The organism is Bifidobacterium bohemicum DSM 22767, from assembly GCF_000741525.1.
GTDB lineage: Bacteria > Actinomycetota > Actinomycetes > Actinomycetales > Bifidobacteriaceae > Bifidobacterium > Bifidobacterium bohemicum.
The window spans coordinates 225,703-251,632 of sequence record NZ_JGYP01000001.1 but is presented as its reverse complement, the minus strand read 5'-3'; the positions used below and the strand labels follow the sequence as shown (position 1 = coordinate 251,632).

Annotated in this window: 17 protein-coding genes; 14 read left to right on the top strand and 3 right to left on the bottom strand. The window is 58.3% G+C overall.

Going from position 1 to position 25,930, the window contains the following annotated elements:
• The first annotated feature begins 267 nt into the window (after positions 1–267).
• The 7 genes from gltB to metF all read left to right on the top strand — a co-directional run bounded on the left by gltB (position 268) and on the right by metF (position 13,244).
• Complete coding sequence (gene gltB, locus BBOH_RS01040; protein WP_033520264.1) at positions 268–4,884, top strand: glutamate synthase large subunit; 4,617 nt, start codon at positions 268–270, stop codon at positions 4,882–4,884.
• Complete coding sequence (locus BBOH_RS01035) at positions 4,884–6,428, top strand: glutamate synthase subunit beta (protein WP_033520263.1); 1,545 nt, start codon at positions 4,884–4,886, stop codon at positions 6,426–6,428. Before gltB ends, BBOH_RS01035 begins: the two co-directional genes overlap by 1 nt.
• 173 nt (positions 6,429–6,601) lie before the next feature.
• The gene (locus tag BBOH_RS01030; RefSeq protein ID WP_033520261.1) at positions 6,602–7,051 is read left to right on the top strand and encodes a membrane protein; all 450 of its coding nucleotides are present in this window, start codon (positions 6,602–6,604) and stop codon (positions 7,049–7,051) included.
• Positions 7,052–7,339: 288 nt separating this feature from the next.
• Entirely contained in the window at positions 7,340–8,317 is a 978-nt protein-coding gene (locus tag BBOH_RS01025) for a lactate/malate family dehydrogenase (protein ID WP_033520259.1), read from the top strand.
• Positions 8,318–8,601: 284 nt separating this feature from the next.
• Positions 8,602–9,798 carry a tRNA (adenine-N1)-methyltransferase gene (locus tag BBOH_RS09145; protein ID WP_035140089.1) on the top strand — a complete coding sequence of 399 codons (1,197 nt, stop codon included), beginning with the start codon at positions 8,602–8,604 and terminating at the stop codon, positions 9,796–9,798.
• 174 nt (positions 9,799–9,972) lie between these two features.
• A complete protein-coding gene (gene metE / locus BBOH_RS01015; protein ID WP_033520257.1) occupies positions 9,973–12,303 on the top strand; it encodes a 5-methyltetrahydropteroyltriglutamate--homocysteine S-methyltransferase in 2,331 nt (776 codons plus the stop codon).
• 89 nt (positions 12,304–12,392) lie between these two features.
• On the top strand, positions 12,393–13,244 hold the full coding sequence (gene metF / locus BBOH_RS01010; protein WP_033520255.1) for a methylenetetrahydrofolate reductase [NAD(P)H]: 852 nt from the start codon (positions 12,393–12,395) through the stop codon (positions 13,242–13,244).
• 230 nt (positions 13,245–13,474) lie between these two features.
• On the opposite strand, the gene BBOH_RS01005 is transcribed toward metF, so the two are convergent.
• The 3 genes from BBOH_RS01005 to BBOH_RS00995 form a co-directional block, all read right to left on the bottom strand.
• Entirely contained in the window at positions 13,475–13,855 is a 381-nt protein-coding gene (locus BBOH_RS01005; RefSeq protein WP_052118098.1) for a hypothetical protein, read from the bottom strand.
• Positions 13,856–13,916: 61 nt separating this feature from the next.
• Positions 13,917–14,783: an ATP-binding cassette domain-containing protein gene (locus BBOH_RS01000; RefSeq protein ID WP_033520253.1), complete on the bottom strand. Its 867-nt coding sequence runs from the start codon at positions 14,781–14,783 to the stop codon at positions 13,917–13,919.
• Between the two features lie 31 nt (positions 14,784–14,814).
• Complete coding sequence (locus BBOH_RS00995; RefSeq protein ID WP_033520251.1) at positions 14,815–15,978, bottom strand: ROK family transcriptional regulator; 1,164 nt, start codon at positions 15,976–15,978, stop codon at positions 14,815–14,817.
• A gap of 191 nt (positions 15,979–16,169) precedes the next feature.
• Here BBOH_RS00995 and BBOH_RS00990 point away from each other — a divergent pair, with 191 nt between their 5' ends.
• The 7 genes from BBOH_RS00990 to BBOH_RS00960 all read left to right on the top strand — a co-directional run bounded on the left by BBOH_RS00990 (position 16,170) and on the right by BBOH_RS00960 (position 25,846).
• Positions 16,170–17,321 carry a substrate-binding domain-containing protein gene (locus tag BBOH_RS00990; protein WP_033520249.1) on the top strand — a complete coding sequence of 384 codons (1,152 nt, stop codon included), beginning with the start codon at positions 16,170–16,172 and terminating at the stop codon, positions 17,319–17,321.
• Between the two features lie 92 nt (positions 17,322–17,413).
• Complete coding sequence (locus tag BBOH_RS00985) at positions 17,414–18,970, top strand: sugar ABC transporter ATP-binding protein (protein ID WP_033520650.1); 1,557 nt, start codon at positions 17,414–17,416, stop codon at positions 18,968–18,970.
• Positions 18,967–20,199 carry a multiple monosaccharide ABC transporter permease gene (gene mmsB, locus BBOH_RS00980; protein WP_033520248.1) on the top strand — a complete coding sequence of 411 codons (1,233 nt, stop codon included), beginning with the start codon at positions 18,967–18,969 and terminating at the stop codon, positions 20,197–20,199. Before BBOH_RS00985 ends, mmsB begins: the two co-directional genes overlap by 4 nt.
• Before the next feature lie 208 nt (positions 20,200–20,407).
• The gene (locus BBOH_RS00975) at positions 20,408–20,662 is read left to right on the top strand and encodes a hypothetical protein (RefSeq protein ID WP_044098000.1); all 255 of its coding nucleotides are present in this window, start codon (positions 20,408–20,410) and stop codon (positions 20,660–20,662) included.
• A 176-nt stretch (positions 20,663–20,838) separates the two neighbouring features.
• Complete coding sequence (locus BBOH_RS00970) at positions 20,839–24,090, top strand: bifunctional [glutamine synthetase] adenylyltransferase/[glutamine synthetase]-adenylyl-L-tyrosine phosphorylase (RefSeq protein WP_033520246.1); 3,252 nt, start codon at positions 20,839–20,841, stop codon at positions 24,088–24,090.
• 380 nt (positions 24,091–24,470) lie between these two features.
• Complete coding sequence (gene pyrB, locus BBOH_RS00965; protein WP_033520245.1) at positions 24,471–25,427, top strand: aspartate carbamoyltransferase; 957 nt, start codon at positions 24,471–24,473, stop codon at positions 25,425–25,427.
• Positions 25,427–25,846 carry an aspartate carbamoyltransferase regulatory subunit gene (locus BBOH_RS00960; RefSeq protein ID WP_033520243.1) on the top strand — a complete coding sequence of 140 codons (420 nt, stop codon included), beginning with the start codon at positions 25,427–25,429 and terminating at the stop codon, positions 25,844–25,846. Before pyrB ends, BBOH_RS00960 begins: the two co-directional genes overlap by 1 nt.
• Positions 25,847–25,930 lie beyond the last annotated feature (84 nt).

Sequence of the window (25,930 nt, the reverse complement as noted above, 5' to 3'; positions counted from 1 at the left end):
GATGGTGGCTGTTGCCGAATGGGCTTGGTATTGCATGGATCGACGGTTGCGCTGCGCAGGCGAAGTTTCGCCGGGTGTCGGATAAGGCGGCATCGGTCGCGTATGATATCGACGGGGAGCGGTAAGCGTCCATTATTCGAACAATTTGTTGTCGTTTGTGGACTTCGATACATTTCTGACATGATGTGAGGTTAGTCTGTGAAACGTCCGGTGCCGCAATCGGTTTGTGATGTAGGTGCGATGACATGGATAAAACGAGGTGATCTGATGGCATGTGAAACCCCACTTGATTTGACGGTCCGCCCGTCCGAAGGGCTGTACGATTCTGCCGCCGAGCATGACGCGTGTGGTGTGGGCATGGTAGCTACGTTAAACGGCGAAGCCGAACGCAAAGTGGTCGATGACGCCATGGAAGTGTTGGTGAACCTCAATCACCGAGGGGCCGTCGGAGCCGAAGAGAATACGGGTGATGGCGCCGGAATTCTTTTGTCGATGCCGGACGAGTTCATGCGTAAGGTCATTGTGCTGCCGCAAGGCCGTCAACTGCCATCGTTTGGACGGTATGCGGCCGGCATGGCCTTCCTTGACCGCGACCTGGCCAAATCCGCCGAACAGAAACAACGCATCGCGGCCATTGCCTCAGAAGAAGGGCTTGAGGTGCTCGCATGGCGGACCGTGCCCACCAACCCTGATGGACTGGGGTTGCAGGCCCTTGCCTCCATGCCTTCCTTTGAGATGCTGGTGGTGGGCTTGCCGGACGACGCCGCAAAAACAGGTCGGCAGACGGTTGGCGAACAGGAGTCGAGTGGTCTAGGTCTGGATCGCCTCACTTTCCGCGTACGCAAGCGCGTCGAACATGAGGTGGGTATCTACTTCGCCTCGCTTTCGGCGCGTACCGTCACCTACAAGGGCATGCTCACCACCATGCAGTTGACGGGTTTCTTCCCCGATCTGCTCGACCCGGCCATGAAGGCTCGTATCGCTGTTGTCCATTCGCGTTTTTCCACCAACACCTTCCCGAGCTGGCCGTTGGCCCAACCGTTCCGTTTGATTGCCCATAACGGCGAAATCAACACGATACAAGGCAATCGCAACTGGCTTTCGGCCCGCGAAGGCAGGTTCTCAAGCGAACTGATCGGGCAGTTCGAGCCTTTGCTGCCGATCACCACGCCCGGGTATTCGGATTCCGGCACATTCGATGAGTGCCTTGAACTGTTGCATCTGGCGGGGCGCAGCCTTCCGCACGCCGTGCTGATGATGCTGCCTCCGGCTTGGGAGAACGATACGAGCCTCGACCCTGACGTGCGCGCGTTCTACGAATACAACAATTCCCTGATCGAGCCGTGGGACGGCCCTGCCAACATCATCTTCACCGACGGAACGTTGGTGGGCGCTCAACTCGATCGCAACGGCTTCCGTCCCGGACGCTGGCAGATCACCGAAGACGGATATGTCGTGTTGGCCAGTGAGACCGGCGTGCTGCCCGGCACCGATCAGAGCCGTATCGTGGCCAAAGGCCGTCTTGAACCGGGCAAGATGTTTTTGGTGGACACCACGGCCGGCCGCGTCGTGCCTGACGTGGAAATCAAAAGGAAACTCGCTTCGCAGCACCCATACCGTCAATGGGTTGAAGGCAATAGCGTAAGTCTCGGAGAGCTTCCGGCCCGCCAGCATGTGCGTCATTCAGGGGTTTCCGTCGAACGCCGTCAACGCGCTTTCGGTTACACGCAGGAGGATCTGAAAATCCTGTTGACCCCGATGGCCAACACCGGCAAGGAGCCGATCGGCGCCATGGGTAACGATGCGCCGCAACCGGTGTTGTCGAATCATTCACGCATGCTGTTCGACTACTTCACCCAGAAGTTCGCCCAGGTGACGAACCCGCCGCTGGACTGGGAGCGCGAGCGCATCGTGACTTCGCTGGCCTCGGCCATCGGCCCGGAACCGAACCTGTTGGAGGATATGGAACTGTCCGCCAAAAAAATCGTCATACCATACCCTGTGGTCGATTCCGATGAGATGGCACAGCTCAAGCGCCTCGACCGTGCCAGCGTGCTAGGTGGCTATTACAAGCCGTTCATTGTTCGTGGCCTGTACCAAGTGGCCGGCGGAGGCAGGGCGCTCGAAGCCCGGTTGGATGAGATCTTTGACGAGATCGATCAGGCCATAGCCCAAGGATGCAATTTCATCGTCCTGTCCGATCGTGACTCCAATCATACTTGGGGGCCTATTCCGTCGCTCCTGTTGACCAGCGCAGTGCAGCACCACTTGCTTCAAACCCACACCAGGACGCAGGTCTCGATGGCGGTGGAGGCCGGTGATGTGCGTGAAATTCATCATGTCGCGCTGCTGGTCGCGTATGGCGCTGCATGCGTCAACCCGTACCTCGCTTTCGAGACGGTGGAGGATTTGGCGGCATCCGGATTTCTTTCGGTGGACGCCAAAACAGGAGTTGCGAATCTGCGTCAGGCGCTTTCGACCGGCGTGCTCAAAATCATGAGTAAAATGGGCGTTTCCACCATCATGAGCTACCGTGGCTCTCAGCTTTTCGAGGCCGTCGGCCTGAATCAGGATGTGATTGACCGATACTTCACAGGTACCACCTCACGTGTGGGCGGCATTGGCTTGGACCAGATCGCTCAAGAGGTGCAGTTGCGACATGGCGTGGCCTATCCCAACCAATGGACCGCCACGCCGCACCGTAGGTTGCGCGTCGGAGGTCAATACAAGTGGCGGCGGACCGGCGAGGATCACCTCAACGATCCGGAATCCATCTTCCTGCTCCAGCAGGCCACCCAGCGCGGTGATTACGACCTGTTCAAGCGTTATTCGAAGCATGTCGACGACACGTCGAACCGGATCATGACTTTGCGCGGGTTGATGGAGTTCAAGCGGGGCCGTCAACCGATACCGATTGACGAAGTCGAACCGGAAACGGAGATCGTCAAGCGTTTTTCGACCGGTGCGATGAGTTACGGTTCCATCTCGCAGGAGGCTCACGAGACGCTTGCGATTGCCATGAACTCGCTTGGTGCGCGCTCCAATTCCGGTGAAGGCGGCGAATCGGACGACCGCATCGCCGATCCGTGTCGTTCCAGTCGCATCAAGCAGATTGCCTCCGCCCGTTTCGGCGTAACCAGTGATTACCTGGTCCATGCCACGGATCTGCAAATTAAGCTCGCCCAAGGGGCCAAACCGGGAGAGGGAGGCCATCTGCCAGGCGCGAAAGTGCCGCCGTGGATCGCCAAAGTACGCCATGCCACCCCCGGTGTCGAACTGATCAGCCCACCGCCTCACCATGACATCTACTCCATCGAGGATTTGAAACAGCTCATTTATGATGCGAAGATGGCCAATCCCAAGGCGCGGATTCATGTCAAACTCGTCTCCGAGTTCGGGGTCGGCACCGTGGCGGCGGGGGTCGCCAAATGCCATGCAGATGTCGTACTGATTTCCGGGTCCGACGGTGGCACCGGAGCGGCACCGCTTAACGCCATCAAGCATGCGGGCACGCCTTGGGAGATCGGGCTTGCCGAAACCCAGCAGACCTTGATTCTGAACGGTTTGCGCTCTCGCATCGTCGTGCAGTGCGACGGCGAGCTCAAGACCGGGCGAGACGTCGTGATCGCGGCACTGCTGGGTGCCGAGGAATTCGGCTTCGCCACTACGGCGCTCATGGCCGAAGGCTGTGTGATGATGCGGGCGTGCCATCTCAACACCTGCCCGCAGGGCATCGCGACCCAGGATCCTGAACTTCGCGCACGCTTTACCGGCAAACCCGAATATGTGGTCAACTTCTTCATGTTCATCGCCCGTGAAGTGCGAGAGCTGCTGGCTGAGCTTGGCTTCCACAGCCTTGAGGAGGCGGTGGGCCATGTCGAGTGCCTCCAGACCGATCAGGCGGTGAGGCGTTGGAAATCCCAGGGCGTGGATCTGACGAACATACTGGCTCAGCCCGGCCCGACCCCCGGCACGATATTGCATAATACCGAGGCGCAAAACCATGAGTTGGACAAGGCGCTGGATCACACCCTGATCGAACGGGTACGCCCGGCGTTGGAGCAAGGCCTTAAGGTGTGTCTGAACGTACCGATTCGTAACGTCGACCGCACCGTCGGCACGATGATCGGCTATGAGATCACACGCCGGTATGGTGCCGCCGGACTGCCTGATGACACGATTGATATGACGTTGAACGGATCGGGCGGGCAGTCCATCGGCGCGTTCATTCCACGAGGCGAGACCTTGCGTATAGTCGGAGAAGTCAACGATTACGCAGGTAAAGGCCTTTCCGGTGGAACCATTGTCGTCCGTCCCCCCGAAAACGTCTGCTTCGACCCTCACCAGAATGTGATAGCGGGCAATGTCACCGGTTTCGGTGCCACCAGCGGGCGGATGTTCGTTGCGGGCCGGGCCGGTGAGCGTTTCGCCGTGCGTAACGGAGGGGCGACTTTCGTGGTCGAGGGTGTGGGCGATCACGGTTGCGAATACATGACCGGCGGTTCCGTCGTGGTGCTTGGGCCCACCGGACGCAACTTCGGGGCCGGTTTCTCGGGAGGCCACGCATATGTGCTTGACCTCGACATGGGCAAAGTGAATCCTTCGGCGGTGGACGACGGAGCGTTGCTGTTCGAGCCGCTGGATGACGGCACTTCCTCGACGGTGAGACAACTGGTTGCAGAGCATGTCAGTCGGACAGGGTCCGCGTTCGCCCGGCAGCTGCTCGAGGACTGGGATGCATCTGTCGGGCGGTTCACCCACATCGTTCCCAAGCAGTTCGTGGCCATGACGGCCGCCATGGACCAAGCGGACGAGGACGGTGTCGATTTTGATGCTCCGGGCGCATGGGAGCAGGTATATGAGCATGTGATGGAGGCTAGCTGATGAGTGACCCAAGAGGATTCCTGAACGTTCGTGCCCGTCATGAGGTTGCCGACCGGCCGGTCGCGGAGCGTATCCACGACTGGAACGACGTGCACGCCGAAGAGGGGTTGCAACCCTGGACCCAAGAACAGGCCGCTCGGTGCATGGACTGCGGCACACCGTTCTGTATGACAGGCTGTCCGTTGGGCAACCTCATACCGGAATTCAATGATCTGGTGCGTCAAGGCAAATGGGAAGAGGCGTACCACCGACTTTCCAGAACCAACAATTTTCCGGAGGTCACCGGACTGATCTGCCCTGCTCCCTGCGAACAGGCGTGTGTGTTGGGCATTCACCAGCCACCCACCATGATCAAGGCCGACGAACAGACCATCATCGACCAGGCCTACAAGCTCGGCTATGTCCAGCCGATGCCGCCGCAGAGGCTGACGGATATGACCGTCGCCATCGTTGGTTCCGGGCCGGCAGGGCTTGCATGCGCACAGCAGCTTACGCGCGCCGGTCACACCGTCGTCGTCTATGAAAAGGACGAGAAGATAGGCGGCCTGATGCGTTACGGCATACCGTCGTTCAAACTCGATAAGGGTCTGATCGACCGTCGGCTTGCCCAGATGGTCGCTGAGGGCACCGTGTTTCGCACGGGTGTGGAGATTGGCAAGGACATTTCGTGGGATGATTTGCGCTCCCGCTATGATGCCCTGGTCGTGGCAATCGGTTCGACGGTGCCGCGTGACGTGAAGGTGCCCGGGCGCGACCTGAACGGCATCCACTTTGCAATGGATTATCTGCCGGACGCCAACCGTCGCCTCGAAGGCGGTACGCTGCACCATGGCATCGACGCGAAAGACAAGCGCGTGGTCATCATCGGCGGCGGCGACACCGGTTCGGACTGCCTTGGCACCGCAATTCGGCAAGGTGCCCGGAGCGTGACCGTCTTGCAGATCAACCCGAAAGAGCCTGACGTCCGTCCCGAGAATGAGCCTTGGCCGACATACGCCCGTCTGTATCAGCCGACGACATCCATGCAGGAGGGAGGTGTCTACTGCTACAACACCGATACCGTTGAGTTCGAAGGTTCACAAGTGACCGACCGGACGAGCGTCACCCTTGACGATTCGGGTCTTGTTGCCGGATTCACGGCCGACGATACAGGTCATGTCACCGGGGTCGAAGTGGTTGACGTGCACCGGGGGATCGGTGGCGCGCGCGAACATGTGCCCGGTAGCGAACGTACGATTGAGGCCGATCTGGTGCTCGTCTCGACAGGGTTCCATCATCCCGACACCACCACGATGCTTGACCAGTTGCCGGTTGAACTCGACCGTCGCGGCAATCTCGCCAGAAATGCCGATTTCAAGACCAGCCAGGACGGTGTTTTCGTCTGCGGGGACGCCGGACGAGGCCAAAGCCTTGTCGTGTGGGCGATTGCCGAAGGACGCAGTTGCGCCGCCGCAGTCGACCGGACTTTGAGTGCCGGCGGTTCGACCGAATTGCCCGCCCCGATCGACTCGACCCAACGTCCGATGTCATTACGGTCGCTCTAGCCGTTTCCGTCGGTTTGCTTGTTTGCCTGGTTCCGGCAAAGGTGTGCGTCGTGACCGTTAGGGTTTCGGTGGTTGCTTTGCGGCATGGCGACTGCTCATGCGGCACGTTTTGGCTCGATTGGCGCCGACTGCGATAGAATCGTAGTCATACCTCATCGTTGGAAGGAGCAGAAATGCCAAATCGCGCCGAGCGTAGGGCTCAGGCCAAGCGCACCCGCCAAGGTACCCAAGACCGGTTCGATAGAACCCGAGGCCGCACCGGCATCGTCGACGAATACGCGTTGCAGGAACGTAGCCGGCACCTTATTGAAGACGGTGGTACCGGCTGGAAGCCGAAGGCCGAGACGCTTTCCTCGCCCACTTTGGACGATGACCCGGATCTGAAAAACCCGACGGTGCTCCGCGCCCCGCATTCGGTGCGTCAGTGGTTCCGTGTGGCCAGCTGGGTGTTCATCGTCGCGGCTGCCATCGCCTTCTTTGTCGTGATGTGGCTGCCGAGTCACCCGCTGTGGCTCATGATCACCGTTTCGGCCGTGTTCGTCGTCGGTGTCATCAGTCTGTTCTTCACCGCCGGGGATTACCGTCACAACCCCAATCTTGATGCGAACGGAACCGCTGTATGAGAGCCTGAGGACGCGGCGGAACGGCCCTCGACACGGACAGTGAACCGTCCGTGTCGAGGGCCGATGTTTCGGCCTGGAAACTGACGGATGTCGAGTTTCGATGCGATAGGCGTGGCGCTTTGAAGAACGTGAACCTTGACGTGCGGAAAGGTGAAAAGTAGGGGCTGTTCGGCTCCTGCGGCATCGAATGCATGCCGTGTTTTACATAGTGGGACATTCCTTTGCATATGCCTTGCGATGTGCCTAGATTGACATGGACATCATCGGTTCGAGTGAGAGGTATCCATTATGGCATTGATTCGAAAAATCGGTATCGTCGGTCAAGGGCACGTCGGCGCACACGTCGCGAATCGTCTCTTGGAAACGGGCATTCCCGACGAGCTGTATCTGTGCGACATCAATGAGAGGAAACTCGCCGCAGAGGTTCAGGACCTGACCGACACGCTTTCGTTCTATCCTCATAACTGCGCCATCGTCGGCGTGGGTGATGAGTACGAAAAGCTGGCGGGTTGCGATGTGATCGTCAATGCGGCCGGCGATGTGCTCTCCTCGGCCAAGAGCCGCGACGGCGAACTGTTTGTCACCACCGATATCGCCCGTACCTTCGTGCATCGCATCACCGATGCAGGCTTCCAAGGCATTTGGGTTTCGATCGCAAACCCCTGTGACGTAATCGCCACCGAAATCTGGCGGCTTTCCGGCTATGACCCCAAGCGTATCATCGGTTCCGGTACCGCTCTTGATTCCGCCCGCCTCCGCAACGTCATCTCACAGCATACCGGCATCGACCAGCACTCGATTAACGCCTACATGCTCGGGGAGCACGGTTTCTCCGAATTCGCCGCGTTCTCCGCGGTCACTTTCGGCGGCAAGTCGCTTGACGCACTGACCGCCGAACAGCCCGAGCGTTTCGGGTTCGATCGTGCCGATGCGAACGATCACGCGGTTCACAACGGCTATATCGCCATGGAAGGCAAGCATTGCACCGAGTATTCGGTCGCCTCCGCCGCCTGCCGCATCGTGCAGGCGGTCGTCTCCAACGAGCATTACGTCACGGCCTGCTCCACGCTGCTGACCGGCGAGTATGGGCATAGCGGCCTCTTCGCCAGTATTCCGTGTGTAATCGGTGCCAACGGTGTCGAGCAGACGCTTCCGTTCGCCCTTACCGACGAGGAGCAGAAGGCGTTCGACGCCTCCTGCGCCCACATCGCCGGCAACATCGAGCGGCTTGGTGACTGGTGGCGGTCCGAGTCTCGCGTTAAATAGCGTACGCGTCGAGTTTGGAGCGGAGAAGCCGATTCTCCGCTCTTTTATTGTGCGTTTGTCGCTCGCCACTTCATGGTTCCATGCTTGCTTGCCCTGTCGAGTATGATGTAAAAGGTTAATTTTTTAATGAATCGTCGCATAACGTGTCCAGTCATGCCGGGTTCTTGTTTGTCGCAGGTGCACGGAATGAAACAGCGGCGGGCTTGTTCGGTTGCAGCACCGGGCGGCAGGGCGATTGATGATCTGATTGTCGTTGGTGAAGAAGGGAAAGGCGAGGTGATGGCATGCCGGGATTCGGCCGGTTGCAAGCGGGGGAGAAGGTTCAGTTCACGGACCGCAAGGGCAAGCGTATCACCGATCAGCTGGTGCCGGGCGGTTCCACGCAAACCGAGCATGGACTGATTTTGCATGATGACGTGATCGGCGGTACAGAAGGGGTTGTGATCACTACCGTCACCTCCAAGCGCGAGGCGCAGGTCGAAAGCGCCGTGCCTGGCCACGACAAACCCAAACCGTGGAAGGCCGCACGCGCCATCGGAGGCTGGCAGTATGCGGTGATGCGGCCGAGGCTGGCCGACTACGTACTGTCGATGCCGCGCGGCGCCCAGATCATGTACCCCAAGGACATAGCGCAGGTCATCCAGCTGGGGGATATCCGCAACGGCATGAAAGTGCTTGAATCAGGTGCGGGCAGTGGTGCCATGAGTCTTAACCTGCTCGACGCGGTAGGTTCCACCGGAACCCTGACCACCATTGAAATGCGTTCTGAATTTGCCAAGGTGGCTCGGGCCAACGTCACGCTCTACTACGGCAAGAAGCCTGAATGGTGGAATCTGCTCACAGGAGATTTTGACAGTGTCGCGGCAAATCTCGCTGAAGATTTCAACGTTGCCGGTGGACAAGCGGTCTCGTCGTGTCATGCAAGTGCTGAATTGTTGCGTTCGGAAGATGAAACGGAACTACGGCAATTATCGCGACCATCGTCATCGTCACGCCCATATGACCGTATCGTGCTTGACATGCTGGACCCGTGGAACCGTCTGGAAGCGGCGTATCGCGTCATTGCCCCTGGGGGCGTTCTTATCTGTTACGTCACCACCACCACGCAGATGTCCCGGTTGTGCGAGGCGTTGCGCGGGGCTGAATGTTGGACGGAACCCGAAATTCAGGAGAGTCTTGAACGTCAGTGGAAGGCCGAGGGTCTTGCTGTACGCCCTGACCATCAGATGATCGGACATACGGGCTTTCTTATTGTCACGCGCGCGATGGCCACCGGATTTGCGGCCCTGCGCAAACGTGACCGGCCCACCAAAGACACGGAAACCGACATTGATTGTCTGACCGAATCGGAACGTGCCGACCGTTTGGCCGACCTCGAGCTGCGCGACATCTCCGACCGCAAGCTGCACAAGGTGCTGCGCGACTTGGGCGATCAGCTTGCCGTGGTGCCGAACCTTGGCGATGAGGGGCGATCGGCCTGAACCATCGAAGGAAAGCCAACTTCGGTTTCTCAAGAGAAACCGCACCGCACCGCCATTTTGCGCCGTTGGTCTAAATTGGATTTATAGCGACATGCACGGTGGACTAATGACCTTTGAACGTGAGGGTTTGGTAGGCTAAGGGATAGTCTGTCGTCGAATCATTTTGGAGGAATCATGTCCGTTCTGGCATCCGTCTCCGGTTTTCCGCGCATCGGGCGCGACCGCGAACTTAAAAAGGTCATCGAAGCCTATTGGAAGGGCGCCGCGCGCCTCGACGACGTGCGTGAAACGGGCGGGAGTCTTCGCTCCGCGCACTGGAAGCTGCAGGCCGACGCCGGCATCGATCTGATACCGAGCAACGATTTCAGCTACTACGACCAGATGCTGGACACGGCCATCATGCTTAATGTGATACCCCAGCGCTATCGTCGACTGGCTTTCGACAACGCAGAGGACACTCTCTTCGCCATGGCGCGTGGCTACCAAGGCCCTCAGGGCGACGTCACCGCACTGCCGATGAAAAAATGGTTCACCACCAACTATCACTACCTGGTGCCGGAAATCGATTCCACCACACAAATCAGACTCAACTCCACTAAGCCGTTCGATGAATTCAATGAGGCCAAGGTGCAGGGCATCGACACCAAACCGGTGCTTATCGGCCCCTATACCTTCCTGAAGCTCGCGCGAAATCCACAAGCCGAGGAACTCGAGCTCGATCAGGGTTTGGTTGACGCGGTCGCCGGCGTATACGCCGAAATCGTCAGCAAGTTCGCGTCTCTGGGTGCCGCTTGGCTTCAGTTCGATGAACCGTATCTTGTGCTCGATAAGGAAGATGGGGACGAAGAGCTGTTCAAGGCTCTGTATTCGGTTATCCTGTCTGCACGAAATGGCGCTGACGGATCCGTCAGGATTCTGCTCAACACCTATTTCGGTCATATCGCCGATATCTACGAGACCGCGAGCCTGCTGGGCTTTGACGGCATCGGCCTCGATTTGAACGAGGGTCGTGAAGAGAACCTTGCCGCCGTGGAACGGTTCGGCGTGCCGCAAAGCACCACTATTTTTGCCGGCGTGGTCAATGGACGCAACATCTGGCGCAACGATTACGCGACCAGTCTCGGCCTTATCGATGCGCTGAAGACCAAGACCGGCAATGTGGCCGTGGCCACCGCCTCGTCCCTGCTCCATGTGCCGTTCAGCACCGAAGGGGAGACCGGCCTGAAACCGGAGGTCCGCAAGCACTTCGCGTTCGCCGTTGAGAAGCTTGGCGAGGTGGCCGATATCGCGGCTTTGGCCGATGCCGATGATGGAACCCGTAAGGTCTCCAAGGCCCTCGCGGCCAATCAGGCCCTCTTCGACGGCAGCCGCGTCGCCGCGGACAAGGCCGTGGCCGAGCGTCTGAACGCTTTGGACGACAAGGACTTCGTGCGTCAGCCCGCACGCGCCGAGCGCCGTAAGGTGCAGCATGATCAGTTGGGGTTGCCGGAGCTGCCGACCACGACCATTGGCTCCTTCCCGCAGACCCGCGAAGTGCGTTCCACCCGGGCGAAGCTGCGCAAGGGCGAGATCTCGCAGGATGAGTATGACCAGTTCATCGCCGGCCAGATCGACCAGGTGATTGATCATCAGGAGAGAATCGGCCTGGACGTGCTGGTGCACGGCGAATTCGAACGCAACGACATGGTCGAGTACTTCGGTCAGCACCTGAACGGCTACCTGTTCACCAAGAACGCGTGGGTGCAGTCCTACGGCACCCGCTGCGTCAAGCCTCCGATCGTCTGGGGCGACGTCTCCCGCGCCGAGCCGATCACGGTGCGCTGGAGCAAGTACGCCCAGAGCCGCACCAAGCATGTCGTCAAGGGCATGCTCACCGGACCGGTCACCATCCTCAACTGGTCGTGGCCGCGCGAGGACATCAGCAACGAGTTGCAGACCCAGCAGCTGGCGCTGGCCATCCGCGACGAGGTGCTCGATCTCGAGGCCGCCGGCATCAAGGTCATCCAGATCGACGAGGCCGCACTGCGCGAGAAGCTGCCGTTGCGCCGCTCCGATTGGCATAAGAAGTACCTAGACTGGGCCGTTCCGGCCTTCCGTCTGGTGCACTCGGGAGTCAAGCCGGAAACTCAGATCCATACCCACATGTGTTATTCGGAGTTCAACGACATCATCAAGGACATCGATGATATGGACGCTGATGTGATCTCCTTCGAGGCATCACGTGGCGACCTCGTGGTGCTCGACGCCATCGAGGAAGCGAACTTCGAGACCGAAGTGGGTCCCGGCGTCTACGACATCCATTCGCCGCGCATCCCATCCACTGATGAGCTGGTCGAGCGCATCCACGCCATCCTGAAGAAGGCTGACGCTGGCCGCGTGTGGATCAACCCTGATTGTGGTCTGAAAACCCGTGGCAACGAGGAGACCTGGCCAAGCCTTGAACATATGGTCGAGGCAGCCAAGAAGGTGCGTACTGAACTGGCTGCCGGCTCTTCGTTGCGTTGATCGGTGAAGGTGTTTCGCGGCTCTCGCCTTTATCGGGCGATGGCCGCGAATCCTCTTGAAGTATAAAAGGATACAGGAGATTGACAAGGATGCATTCGCCGGTTTTTTCGCTTGAGGTCTTCCCTCCGAAGAACTCGTCTCCGGTAGGCACGATTTATGATACGCTCGACGGCCTTGAAGACGTCCATCCTGATTTCATTTCCGTCACTTATCGGCAGGGTGCGTTGGCTGACCGGACCGTTACCGCTCGGATCGCAAAGACCATCAACGACGAGTACCATATTCCGGCCGTGGCTCACCTGACCGCATTGTACAACGACGAACAGGCCATCGATCAGGCGCTTGACATGTTCGAGGAGGCGGGGGTCAAAGCGGTGTTGGCGCTTCGTGGGGACTTTATCGAAGGTGTGGAACCGTGTGGCGTGTTCAGTCACGCCAGTGACTTGGCCGCCTACATCAGCCGTCGTAAGCCGGGCATGCGCATCTATGGTGCCTGTTATCCGGAATGTCACGTCGAGGCTTCGAATCTGCAGACAGATATAGACAATCTCAAGCGTAAGATCGACGCGGGTGTGACCCGTCTGATTACCCAGCTGTTCTATGACAACGCCGACTTCTATCGGTTTGTCGATTTGGCGCGGGCCAGAGGAATCGACGTTCCGATCGAGGCGGGCATCATGCCTGTGCGCAGTGTCAAGTCCCTTGAACGCATGACAAGTTGCAACGGCTGTTGTCTGCCTCCTGCCGTAAAGGCCATGGCCGACCGTTGGCGGGACAATCTTCCGGCGCTCAAGCAGGCCGGCATGGTATATGCCTCGCAGCAGATTGCCGATCTGGTGGCCCATGGGGTTGATGGGGTGCATCTGTACGCCATGAACCGCCCCAGAACGGTGCGTAAAATCTGGGCCAACGTCAGCCCGCTATTTGACGAAGCAGCGTAGTGTTTTACAGGCATCTTCGATGGTCGCGCACGGTTCGGCTCTCTGTTCGCCATTGCGGAGCGCAACTTGGTACGCGTGCCCGCGCCTACCGTATGTATGACATTTATGTATGACATTTCAATCGTGACGAACGGCCAGATCGATCCCTGCTTACCGGTATCGGACAGCCCGGTAGGCAACATCCGAAAAATCCGGTGAACACCTCTCACAAACCTGATTCGGGTCGCGGTTCAGCGATGTTTTTTCTTCCTGTTCACGTGGTTCCTTTTCGACTTACGGCCAGGCTTGGGACTATTGACATCGGATTGTTTGACGGGCGTCTTCGGTGCGAAGGCTGGGAATTTGCCTATCATGGCACGGTGCAGGGGTGGGATGCGGGCCACGGCGACGCCGACGACCGCCGCTATAAGAATGGTCCAGGATGGTACGTCCTGTCTGGTGACCATGAGTCCCAGCACAACCAGGACGAAACCGATGCCCCACCATTGCTGCCAGCTTCGCTGCTGCTCGGTCATCAGTCCGGACCGTAGCGGCATGGTGCCAAACGCAAGCCCGACCAAGAGTCCGGCTAGAGCGCAAGCGATGGAAACGACTAGGGTGACAACATTCATGTTCCGTGTTCTTTTTCTTGATTGGTTGACGTTACTCAGCGAATTCAATATTCCGCGGTATCTACGGACCGTAAGACTCGTCGGTGCTTGCCGCCTGAAACTGCATCGTTCGGTCTATCAGAGTGCGTCGGCTCATAAGGTTGTCATATTGATTCATGCTGGTGATGGAGTCAAGATTCGCGCTGCTGCCATTGACTCCGGCGATCTCGGCGATGATCTGTTCATAGCTGGTCTCAAGTGTTTCGTGGATGCCGTTGATTCTGCCGTGGCGTAGGACGATGATTCGGTCGCTCACGGCGAATACGTCGGGTAAATCATGTCCGATGAGAATGACCGAGCGACCCTGCGTGCGCAGTCGCTTGATATAGTTAAGCACTTCTGCGGTCTGCATTACGGATAATGAGGCCGTAGGTTCATCGAGCAAAATGAGCTTCGGATCGTTCAGAAGGGTTCTGGCAAGGGCCACGGTCTGCCGCTGGCCCACGGAAAGCGTCGAAATCGGTTGTCCGACACGAATCGCAGAGGAAAACTCCTGAAGAATCTGCCGGGCCTTCGAATTCATGGATTCGTCATCCCGCATGCCGTGGGAGTCCTTCAATTCATGGCCAAGAAACAGATTCGATGAGACATCGAGGTTGTTGCAGAACTCCTGGCCTTGAAACACGGACACGATGCCGATGGCGTTTGCTTCGTGTACGCTGTGGATGCTCGCCGGTTGCCCGCCGTATTCGATATCGCCTCCGCTGGGTGTCTGAAGTCCTCCGATGACTTTGACCAGAGTGGATTTACCGGCGCCGTTGTCTCCCACAATGGCTACCACTTCGCCGCTGAAAACATCGAGACTGACTTCCTTTAAGGCATCCACAAAGCCGAACCGTACCGAAATGTCGCGGAGCTTCAACAGTGGCGCGTCATCGCGTCTGAACATCGTTGCCTCTTTTCCTTGTCCTTCTAAATTATCAGGTATTGTGAACCTTTTCCGCTTCATGTAGGGACAGTAATGCAGCTCCGAGCATCGGGCCATCGACGGGGTGGGCTGCCTGTGCAACCTCAATAGGTTTGAGGACATAGGGGAACAGCAGGCGTTGCAAGGCTTGGGAGAAGGGTCCGCTGAAATCTTCACCGGCAAGTGAAAGCTCTCCGCCGACCACGACGACCTGCGGGTCGATGGCGATGCACAGTTCTGCGCAGACGGTGCCTATACGCATCGCGGCATCGGCCACGACCTTGCGGCAGCCCGGGTCGCCTTTGCGAGCGGTTTCGACAAGGTCCTCAAGGGTGAGATTGCCGTGGGTCACATTGAGCAATGACACCAGACGGTCCTCGCCCACCACGGTGTCCAGACACCCGCGGTTGCCGCAGCTGCATATGCTGCCTAACGGGTCCACTTGAATGTGACCGATCTCCCCGGCCAACCCAGTTACCCCATGCCATAAACCGCCCTGCGTGACGATTCCGGCGCCCACACCGCCGCCGGCATTGATGTAGACGAAGTCGGGCATGCCCTGTGCCGCGCCCATCCTTGATTCGCAAACGGCCCCGCAGTTGGAATCGTTTTCCAAAACAACGGGTACGTGGAAGGCGTTGAGGAAGGGGGTGGTGATGTCGGCTCCATCCCAACCCGGCAGGATTCCCGGAAGCATGATGGTATGGGTGCGTATGTCGACCGGGGCGGACACCGCGATCCCGATGCCGAGTATTTCCTCGGCTCCGGCTCCAAGGTTGCTCAGTGTCTCGTTGATCAGGGTCAGCGATCGGTTGATGGTGGTGTCGGTCTTGTGGTCGTGCGCCAAAGGCAGATTGTGCTCGGTCAGGATTTGTCTTGCCGCGTCGATGACGCAGATACGCAGGTCGTGCCGGCTGATGTGCAGACCGATGCCCAGACCCTGCTGCCTGACTATGGTGACAAGAGTGGCACGCCTGCCGTTGCGGACGGTGTTCTGTGTGGTCAGGCGGTTTTCGTCCACAAGCTGTCTGACCAGCGTTGAGATCGTAGCGGTTGAAAGCCCGGTGGACTCGGCCAGCTCGATCTGTGTCATCGCGCCGAAACGATGGATGTGATCAAGTATGGTGGCACGGTTCGCCTCACGCAGCGACGTCTGTGAACCAAAAAGTTTTGCCATATCTTTAGCATAACCGATACCCGTAATCCGTGATGACCGATTCATTGATTCGTCTTGTTTTGTTGAGTTAGGAAACATAACAGAAAATTAATTAATTTTGTGTTATGGATTTGACAACTTAACGCAATTGGGTCAGAATTGTCTCGAACCCCAGAATGAACTGGGTGACCCTCGAAGCGGAAGGAGAATGAATGCAAGCACCAAGGAAAATCATGGCTATTGCCCTGGGAGCGGCGATGTGCCTGGGTATGGGGGCCTGCGGGTCGTCACGAGGCGGCAACACGGCGGGAAGCGAAGAGATCAAGAAGGGCGATACGATTGGCATTTCGATGCCCACCAAGTCCGAGGAACGCTGGAACAAGGACGGCAACAACCTCAAGAGGAAGCTTGAGTCCGCTGGATACAAGGTCATCCTCTCGTTCGCGGATGACAAGCCGCCGCAACAGAACGCTGACATCGAGAACATGGTGAACAACAACGCCAAGATCGTCGTGGTCGCTTCCAAGGATGGTACCGCCGTGGGGCCCGCCGTGGAAAAGGCCCGGGACGCGGGCGCCAAGGTCATCGCCTATGATCGTCTGATCATGAACACCAAGGCCGTGGACTACTATGCGACCTTCCAGCTTGAGCAGACCGGCGTGCTTGAGGCCAACTATCTGATCGACAAGCTTGGTCTGAAGACCGGAGCCAAGGGCCCGTTCAACATCGAACTGTTCACCGGTTCCCCGGACGACAACAACGCCAAGTACTTCTTCAAAGGCGCTTGGAATCTCCTCGAGCCCTACTTCAAGTCCGGTGTGCTGGTCAGCCCCTCCAACCACGGCGGCGGCGTGAAGGCCGATTTCAAGCTCGCGGACTGGCAGAAGATTTCCGTTCAGTCCTGGAAGGCGGAGCAGGCCCAGAAGGATATGGAGTCCATCATCGACTCGACCTACGCGCACGGCGAGAAGCTCGACGCGGTGCTGAGCCCCTATGACGGCATTTCCCAAGGTGTCATCAACGCCATTCAGGAGAAGCGTCCCGACATGCAGCCGGGCACAGCCTCGTGGCCATATATCACCGGACAGGACGCGATGGAGATCGCCGTGTCCAACATCGCCAAAGGCACCCAGGGGCAGACGGTGTTCAAGGACGTCAACAAGCTTGCTGACGCGACGTACGACATGATTCTCGAAATCGCCCAGAACAAGAAGGTAACCGGCATCAACGGCAAGTTCAATAACAACAATATCGACGTGCCCTCGAAGCTGCTGGATCCGCAGAACATCACCAAGGATAACCTCACCGATCTGGTGAAGGCCAATTACGTCACCCAGCAGCGCTTCGACGCGCTGACCAAGTGACGTGGGGAACAAGTAGATATGATGCCGATGCGCTCGTGTCGTGACCATTTTGTCGCGCCTCGGTGCATCGGCACCTACAAGGAAGGATGAGCATGACAGATGACGACGTCATACTGAGCATGACAGACATCACCAAGAAATTCGGGCCGGTCATGGCCCTGTCGGACGTGAACCTTGAAGTGCGTCGTGGCGAGATCCATGCGATCTGCGGGGAGAACGGCGCCGGCAAGTCCACACTGATGAACGTGCTTTCCGGTGTCTACCCTTATGGCAGCTATACCGGCACCATCAATTTTGATGGACAGGAGTGCAGGTTTCGCAACATCAATGATTCCGAGGCCAAAGGCATCGTCATCATTCATCAGGAACTGGCATTGAGTCCTTATCTTTCGGTGGCCGAGAACATTTTCATCGGCAATGAACGAGCCAAGGGCGGAGTGATCGACTGGGATGCGACGCGCGCGGAAGCGGCGGCGCTTATGGAGCGAGTCGGGTTGCCTGAGTCGCCGGACGCCAGGATCATGGACCTGGGCGTAGGCAAGCAACAGCTTGTGGAGATCGCCAAAGCGCTTTCCAAGAACGTCAAACTGTTGATCCTCGATGAGCCCACCGCGGCTTTGAATGATGAGGATTCGGCTCATTTGCTCGATCTCGTTCGTCAGCTGCGCGATGAGCATGGGGTTACCAGTATCCTTATCACCCACAAGCTCAACGAGGTCGCCTCGATCGCCGACGACGTGACCATTATCCGCGACGGATCAACCGTCGGACAGATGATGGTGACCCCCGAAACACCTCTCGACCAGGATGAACTGATCCGCAAGATGGTAGGTAGGGAACTGACCAACCTTTACCCGGATCATACGCCGAACGCGCCCGGAGAAGAATACCTGCGCATCAAGGATTGGACCGTTCACCACCCGCTCGATCCGGGTCGTGTGATCGTCGACCATGCCAATATTTCCGTGCGAGCCGGTGAGATCGTCGGTTTGGCAGGTCTTATGGGTGCGGGTCGCACCGAAATGGCGATGAGCGTTTTTGGTCGTTCCTATGGTTCGGGCATCTCGGGTGAGACCTACATCAAAGGGAGGAGAGTCGACCTTCCTAACGTGCAGGCCGCCATTGACGCGGGACTGGCCTATGCCACCGAGGATCGGAAAATGTACGGATTGAACCTTCTGCAGAACATCCGTGAGAACGCTTCGATGGCTGCACTGAAGAAGATGAGCCGATACGGCGTGATGGACGACAATATCGAGCGCAAAGACGTGCAGGAGTACAGGGAGGACTTCAATATCAAATGCACCAGCATCGAAGAGCCGGTCAGTTCGCTTTCCGGCGGCAACCAGCAAAAAGTGGTGCTCGCGAAATGGGTGCTTTCAGACCCTGACATTCTCATTCTCGATGAGCCGACCCGTGGCATCGACGTAGGCGCAAAGTACGAGATTTACGAAATTATCGACAAGCTTGCGGACGCTGGCAAGGCAGTTCTTGTGATCTCCTCGGAATTGCCTGAGCTCATTGGCATCTGTGACCGCATCTATACGGTCAGTCAGGGAGTGGTCACCGACAATGTCGAACGTAACGGATTCACACAGGAATATCTCATGAAGGGCATGACAAAGGAAAAGGAAGTGGCAATACGATGAGTTCAACAACCGCGTCTCCTAGCAAAAAACCAATCGACAATAAGGAAGTTTCCGGCAGTATGCTGTCCACCGTTGCCAACAACGCGCGGCAGTACGGTATCGTTGCGGCGCTCGTGGTCATCGTCGTCGCGTTCGAGATCTTGACCAAAGGCGTACTGCTCAAACCGAACAGTTTCGTCTCGCTGATTCAGCAGAACGCCTACGTGATCATTTTGGCCATCGGCATGGTCATGGTCATCATCGCCACGCACATCGATCTTTCGGTCGGCTCCCTCGTGGCGTTCATCGGAGGTGTCTGCGCCCTGCTCATGGAGAGACAGGGCATGAACTGGATGCTCGCCATCGTCGTTTCACTGATTGTAGGTCTGATTATCGGATGCTGGCAGGGTTTCTGGGTGGCCATCGTCGGCATTCCCGGTTTCATCACCACATTGGCGGGTATGCTTATCTTCCGCGGTCTGGCCACCGTGATCGTGGGTGAGTCCGTGCCCATCACATCAGATGCCTTCCGTGGCATCGCCCGCAACTACGTGCCCAATATCCTCGGATTCTGGGGGCCGTTCGACGGGCTGAGCATCGTGGTCGGCGTGCTGTGCATCGCCGCTTACATCTGGAGTCAGATTTCAAGCCGTAAGCGGGCCGAAAAGGTCGGTCTTGTACCTGAGCCGATGACGATGACGGTGGTCAAATGTGTCATAGTCTCCATCGTGATCGCCTTCGTCACTTACCTGATCGCCTCTTCCGGCAACAACAACCAGGGCGGCATTCCTATCATGCTGGTGATCGTAGGCGTGCTCGTCGTGGTCTACAACTTCATTCTCACGCGCACCGTCTTCGGTCGCCATGTCTACGCGGTCGGCGGCAACCGAAAGGCCGCTGTGCTCTCGGGCATCAACACCAAGCGCGTGGACTTCATTCTCTTCGTGCACATGGGCTTCCTGTCCGCGGTGGCCGCGATCTGCATGCTCTCGCGTCTGGCTTCCGCGACGGCTCAGACCGGTATGGAGTTCGAGATGGATGCGATTGCCTCCTGTTTCATCGGCGGCACCGCCGTCGCCGGCGGCGTGGGCACCATCCCGGGTGCCGTGGTCGGCGCTTTCGTAATGGGCGTGATCAACCAGGGTCTGTCGATTATGGGTGTCGATACCGCAGTCGTGAAGACGATCAAGGGTCTTGTGCTTTTGCTCGCCGTCGCGGTCGATATCATATCCAAGCGTAAGAAGAGCTGACGGCAGCCCCGTGCCTGGCGATGCCGCCTGTTGACAAGTGAGTGTCGCGTGCGTCATTTGACGGCCGGACGGTTTCGTGATTGCAAACCGTTCGGCCGTCTGACTTCAATGGCGGCGCTCATCGTCATGAAAGAAGCGGGTTTCAATCAGCGATGACGGCGCAATAGCGCATCCGGTGATATCCGGTAACCTACGGAAAGGTGTTGTGATGAAACTGTCGGGACACAGTCAAGGCGTGTTGTATGGATTGACGGCGGTCGCGTGCCTGATCTGGCTGGCGCAGTCGGCGCTTCAGGCCTGGCGGAGCGGAACCTTTATGACATGGCCGAATCTTGTATTTATGCTCTGCCTGGCGGTTGTGGTGTGCTATGGCGTGTTCGCGGCGGTTCGCAGCTTTACAACGGATCGGGTGGATTCCTCCGAAAACGGAGACGATGCCGATAGTGATGAATTACAGCGGTAGCGGATGTTCATTGACCGGCCACGTTATTGGTTGACGCCCGGTCGGGCGGCGGATTATTTCAGTTGCCGAGAATTGATGTTCGGAACCCGCTTTCAGCGCATCGGGAATTCGTTCGATGGAGGATGTTCGGCGAGGGAACGAGCTGGTTTCTGACGTGGTCGTTGTAGATTTGAGGCATGAACGATTCCCGTGACATGCCTTCATCGAGCCTAATCCACGCCGGGTTGCGCGATCTGGACGCGGCACGCGCATGTTTTGATCGTTTGGCGGATCATGGGTTTGAACGGTCGCATTTTCAAACGTTGCTTGCCGCGCTGGGGCGTGCGTGCGACGCGGATACCGCCGTCATGCATCTGGTGCAGATCGTTGACCTATTGGATGATCAATGCCGTACTGCCTTGGCCGATGATCAGGCCGCATCGACCCGACTGGTCGGCGTGCTCGGGGCTTCGGACGCGATGGGGCGGCTGATGCTGGCCGATCCGGCGATAGCGTGGGCAGCTGCTTTCGACACCTGTGCAAGCCATGCTTACACCAGAGGTCAGCGCATTGACCGCATGCGTCAAACGGTTTCGGCTCGGTCCTTTACGCTGGCAGAGGCCACGGAAGTGCTGCGTCGCGACTATTATCTGCAGCTTGCCGCGATTATGGCCCAGGACGTCGAAGCCGATGACCCCGTGGTGGTTCAGCCGGCCATCAGTCGGAAGCTCTCCGATTTGGCGGACGCTGCGCTCGAAGCGGCGTTAAGCATCGCCAAGGCTCAGGTGCCGGAGGGTCAGCGTTGTCGCTTCGCGGTCATCGGCATGGGCAAGCTCGGTGCACGGGAGCTCAATTATGTGTCCGATGTCGACTTGATCTATGTGGTCGAACCGGTGCGCCCGACCCTTGTGCCTGATGGATCGTACAAGCTTCAAACAACTGATGCCGCCACGAGGCATGATGTCTCGCAGGACTTGCGAACGGAGCGCGTTTCCAGCGTTTCCGGCGATCCCGGCGTTCCGGAGCTCTCAACTGCGGAACTGACATTGGTGGGCACCCGCATCGCGACCACCCTGCAGAAGATATGCCAGTCAGTCATCGCAGGCGTCACCATGCCGCCGTTGTGGCAGATCGACGGTGGGCTGCGTCCGGAAGGCAAGGACGGTCCGCTCGTACGTACCCTTACCTCGCACAAAACATATTACGAGACCTGGGCTGACGACTGGGAGTTCCAGGCGTTGCTTAAGGCCCGGGCCGTGGCAGGAGACAAGGCTTTGGGCGGGGAATACGAAGCCATGGCCAAACCCTTTGTCTGGACCGCCTCGCAACGTCCGAATTTCGTCACTGACTGCCAGCGCATGCGTACGCGCGTCGAGGAGGGCATTCCGCCGGCGTTGCGTGATCGAGAGATCAAGCTGGGCAGGGGAGGCCTGCGTGATGTCGAGTTCACGGTGCAGATGCTGCAGCTCGTGCACGGACGATCCGATGAGAGCTTGCGCGGCCGGGGTACGTTGGAAACGTTGAGAGCCCTTGCGGATGGCGGCTATGTCTCGCGCTTGCAGGCCGCACGTCTCGATGAGGATTATCGCTTCGAGCGCGTTCTCGAACATCGCCAGCAGATGTGGGGACTCAAACGCACGCACCTGTTTGCCGACCTGGGTGGCCAAACGAATACAGGAGGGCTGGATTCGGTGCGTCGTCTTGACGCGAAAGCGCTGTCCGGCAACGCCGAACTGACCCGGCTTGCCCGTGCGTTCGGACTACTGCCCGATTGTCTCGTGGAACGTTACGATGCCACCCGGCGCGAGGTGCGACGCCTGCACACCGACATCTATTATCGTCCGATGCTTTCCATCACTTCGAGTCTTGACGATGAGGAGGTGATGCTGAGCGAAAAAGCCACCAAAGAGCGGTTCGCCTCCATAGGCTTTGCGGACCCGGATGCCGCCATGCGCCATGTCAAGGCGCTGACCTCTGGTCTGTCGCGTGCGGCGAAAATCAACCGCATCATTCTTCCATCCGTTTTGCAGTGGCTTTCGGAGGGACAGGATCCCGATATGGGATTGCTCCAATGGCGCAAGCTCGAGGAGAATTTCGGAGGAGGAAGTCCGTATCTCGGATTTCTGCGCGATTCGCCGCTGGCGGCTCGTCGTCTGTGTCGTATTCTGTCCGATTCCCGTATCCTCGGCGACGCCTTGGGCAAATCCATCGAATCGGTCAACTGGCTGGGCGATGACGAAAAGCTGAAAGTCCGCAGCCGCGAAAGTCTGGATACCAGAGCCGTCGGTGCCGTCGAACGGTATGCGGGTGACACGAAGTCATTCGCCACGTCATTGCGTGCCATGCGCAGACAGGAGATTGAACGCATAGGCCTCGGTTGGACCTGTGACGTGGTCGATCAGCGGGCGAGTCTGACCGGTATGACCGATGTCTACGATTCCGTGATTGACGCGGCATTGACCTGGTCGGTCAATCGGCAGATCGAACGGATGGGACTTGATGCCGCCCCGGCTCAGATAGCCGTCATCGGAATGGGTCGGTATGGGGGCCGTGAAGTGAACTTCAGCTCCGATGCCGACGTCATTCTGCTTTACCGACCGATGGATCCTCAACGACTTGGGTGTGTTCGGGCCGGGGAAGATGCGGTCGGCGGTCAACGTCCGGATGTTTCGCCTGCCTTGGATGCGCAGGCCGCCGTTTTCGCGCGGCATGTCGTTGCGGATCTGCGAGAAGTCTTGCAGGGGCCGGTCAGCGTCGAAGCCGGTATCGATCTTGATTTGGGCCTGAGGCCGGAAGGGCGCAGCGGCCCGCTGATCAGGTCGTTCTCGTCGTGCAGGCAATATTACACTTCGTGGTTCAGTACTTGGGAACGACAAGCGCTGCTGCGAGCTCGGTTTGCGGCCGGCAGCGAAACATTGGCGAAGGATTTTCTCATGCGGTTGGCCGATCCTCTGCGCTATATGGATCGAGCGCTTACCGAAGACGAAATCGCCGAAATCCGCAAGCTCAAAGCACGAATGGAGTCCGAGAGACTGCCGCGAGGGGTCGCCCGCAACCGTCACCTGAAACTGGGCACCGGCGGCCTTTCCGACGTGGAGTGGACCGTGCAGCTGTTGCAACTTGAGCATGCAGGAGTCAATCCGGGGCTACGCGTCACCTCCACCCTTGCGGCTTTGGCGCAATTGGAACGACTTGGGATAGTCGTTCATGAGGATGCGACCGTGCTACGCGAGGCTTGGACTAAGCTCACCGCCGCCCGCAACGGCAACTACCTCTGGTCGGGCCGGGCGTCACAAGCCGATGTGCTGCCCTCCGACCTCGACGCACTTAGCGGAGTGGCTACGTTCTTGGGATACGATCCGAACAGCGGTCAATACTTCGAAAATGATTTGACCGCCGTGATGCGTCGTTGCCGTGAAGTGGCCGAGCGTCTGTTCTATGGTCGCTGATTCGGTTGTCTTCGTGCGGCTTGTCGTGTCCATGTCGCCATAGGACATGTTATGTTCTTGTGTCGTGGATAGGGGCGGATGTTTGTCATCCCGATGGAACATGTCCTGGAATCAAAGGCTTTGGGGCGTTCCGCCTTGCCGCCACCGATGCCTTCAGGTCCGCGAACTGGCCTGTCCCGGATTTCTTGTGGCGGCAGGCTGCGGCGTTGCTGGTCTCCATTCTGTCGGCTGGTGCGGGTATCTTTGATTTGGTCACATGTGGTGGCCACCTTGTTCGAGAAAGGTGAGCCTTGTCTGTTGCGAAAATTCCTTCGAGCTCTTCCATCGTCGGGAGTCGATCATCAACGTCGGGTCCGGGGCCGTCTCCCTGTGAAGCCTCGTTGGTCGGTAAAAGCGTGGTGACGTTGGATGACGTATCAACCGCCGATATCACCGATTTGATGAGTAAGGCTCGATACATCGACTCCCATCGTCGTCAAGTGGCTGGCACCTGTAGTTCAAGGGTGCTGGCCACTTTGTTTTATGAGCCTTCGACACGTACCCGTCTGAGCTTCGAGACCGCGATGCTGCGTCTGGGAGGTAAGGTGATCGGCTTCGCCGGTGCACAGCTTTCCTCGGCCACCAAAGGCGAGACGATTCACGACACCGTGAAGGTCGTTTCGCAGTATGCCGACATCATCGCCATGCGCCACCCGAAGGAAGGCGCCGCGTTGGTCGCCGCGCAATCGTCCGACGTACCGGTCATCAACGCGGGAGACGGCGGACATATGCACCCCACCCAGACCCTGGCCGACCTGGCCACCATCGACGCCCGCTTCGGCCGAGTCACCGACCTTACCGTCGGTTTGTGCGGCGACCTTACCTTCGGACGCACCGTCCACTCGCTTATCGAGACCCTGTGCCGCTTCGGCAACGTCCGCTTCGTGCTGATCAGCCCGAACGAGTTGAAGACCCCGAGGTACGTCCTCGATCGAATCGACGCCAGCCCGACCTGTTCATACGTCGAAGCGACGGATCTCTCGGCCGTGATCGGTGACCTCGACGTGCTCTATATGACGCGCGTGCAAAAGGAACGGTTCTTCAACGAGGACGACTACCTGCGTCTGCGCGACACCTACATTCTCGACGAAGCGAAAATGAGGCTCGCCAAACCGACGATGGCGGTGCTGCACCCGCTGCCCCGTGTCAACGAAATCGCGGCGGAAGTGGACAACGACCCGCGCGCGGCCTACTTCGAGCAGGTACGCAACGGCATGTTGATGCGCATGGCATTGGAAAGCACGTTGCTGGGCGACCCACTGCCCGGCTACGCTCAAAGCAAGGAGGTGCAGGCCTGATGGAAGTCACCAGCATCAAGGACGGCGTCATCATCGACCACGTGGAGGCAGGCACCGCGTTGACGGTGCTCGACTATCTCAACGTCAACCCCTCCACCACCAAGCTGGCGCTCATCATGAACGCCACCAGTCACGCCCTAGGGGTCAAAGACATCATCAAGATCGAGGATGTCGCGGATCTGAACCTCGACGTGCTCGGCTTCGTCGCGCCACACGCCACCGTGAACATCGTGCATGGCGGGCAGATCGTGTCCAAAATAAAGCCCGAACTGCCTCGGCGATTGATCGGGGTGGTCAAATGCAAGAACCCGCGTTGCGTCACCACCACCGAAACCGGCCTTGAGCAGCGTTTCCACTTGGCCAGTGCGGCAAGACGCGAATATCGATGTGACTACTGTGACGAAGAGGCCGAGCGGTAAAACGTGAAAAACGCTGCGACATTCGACCTGTCTACGGCCTTTTGCCATCAGAGCGCCACTGCCTCTTTGAACAAACGGATTAGA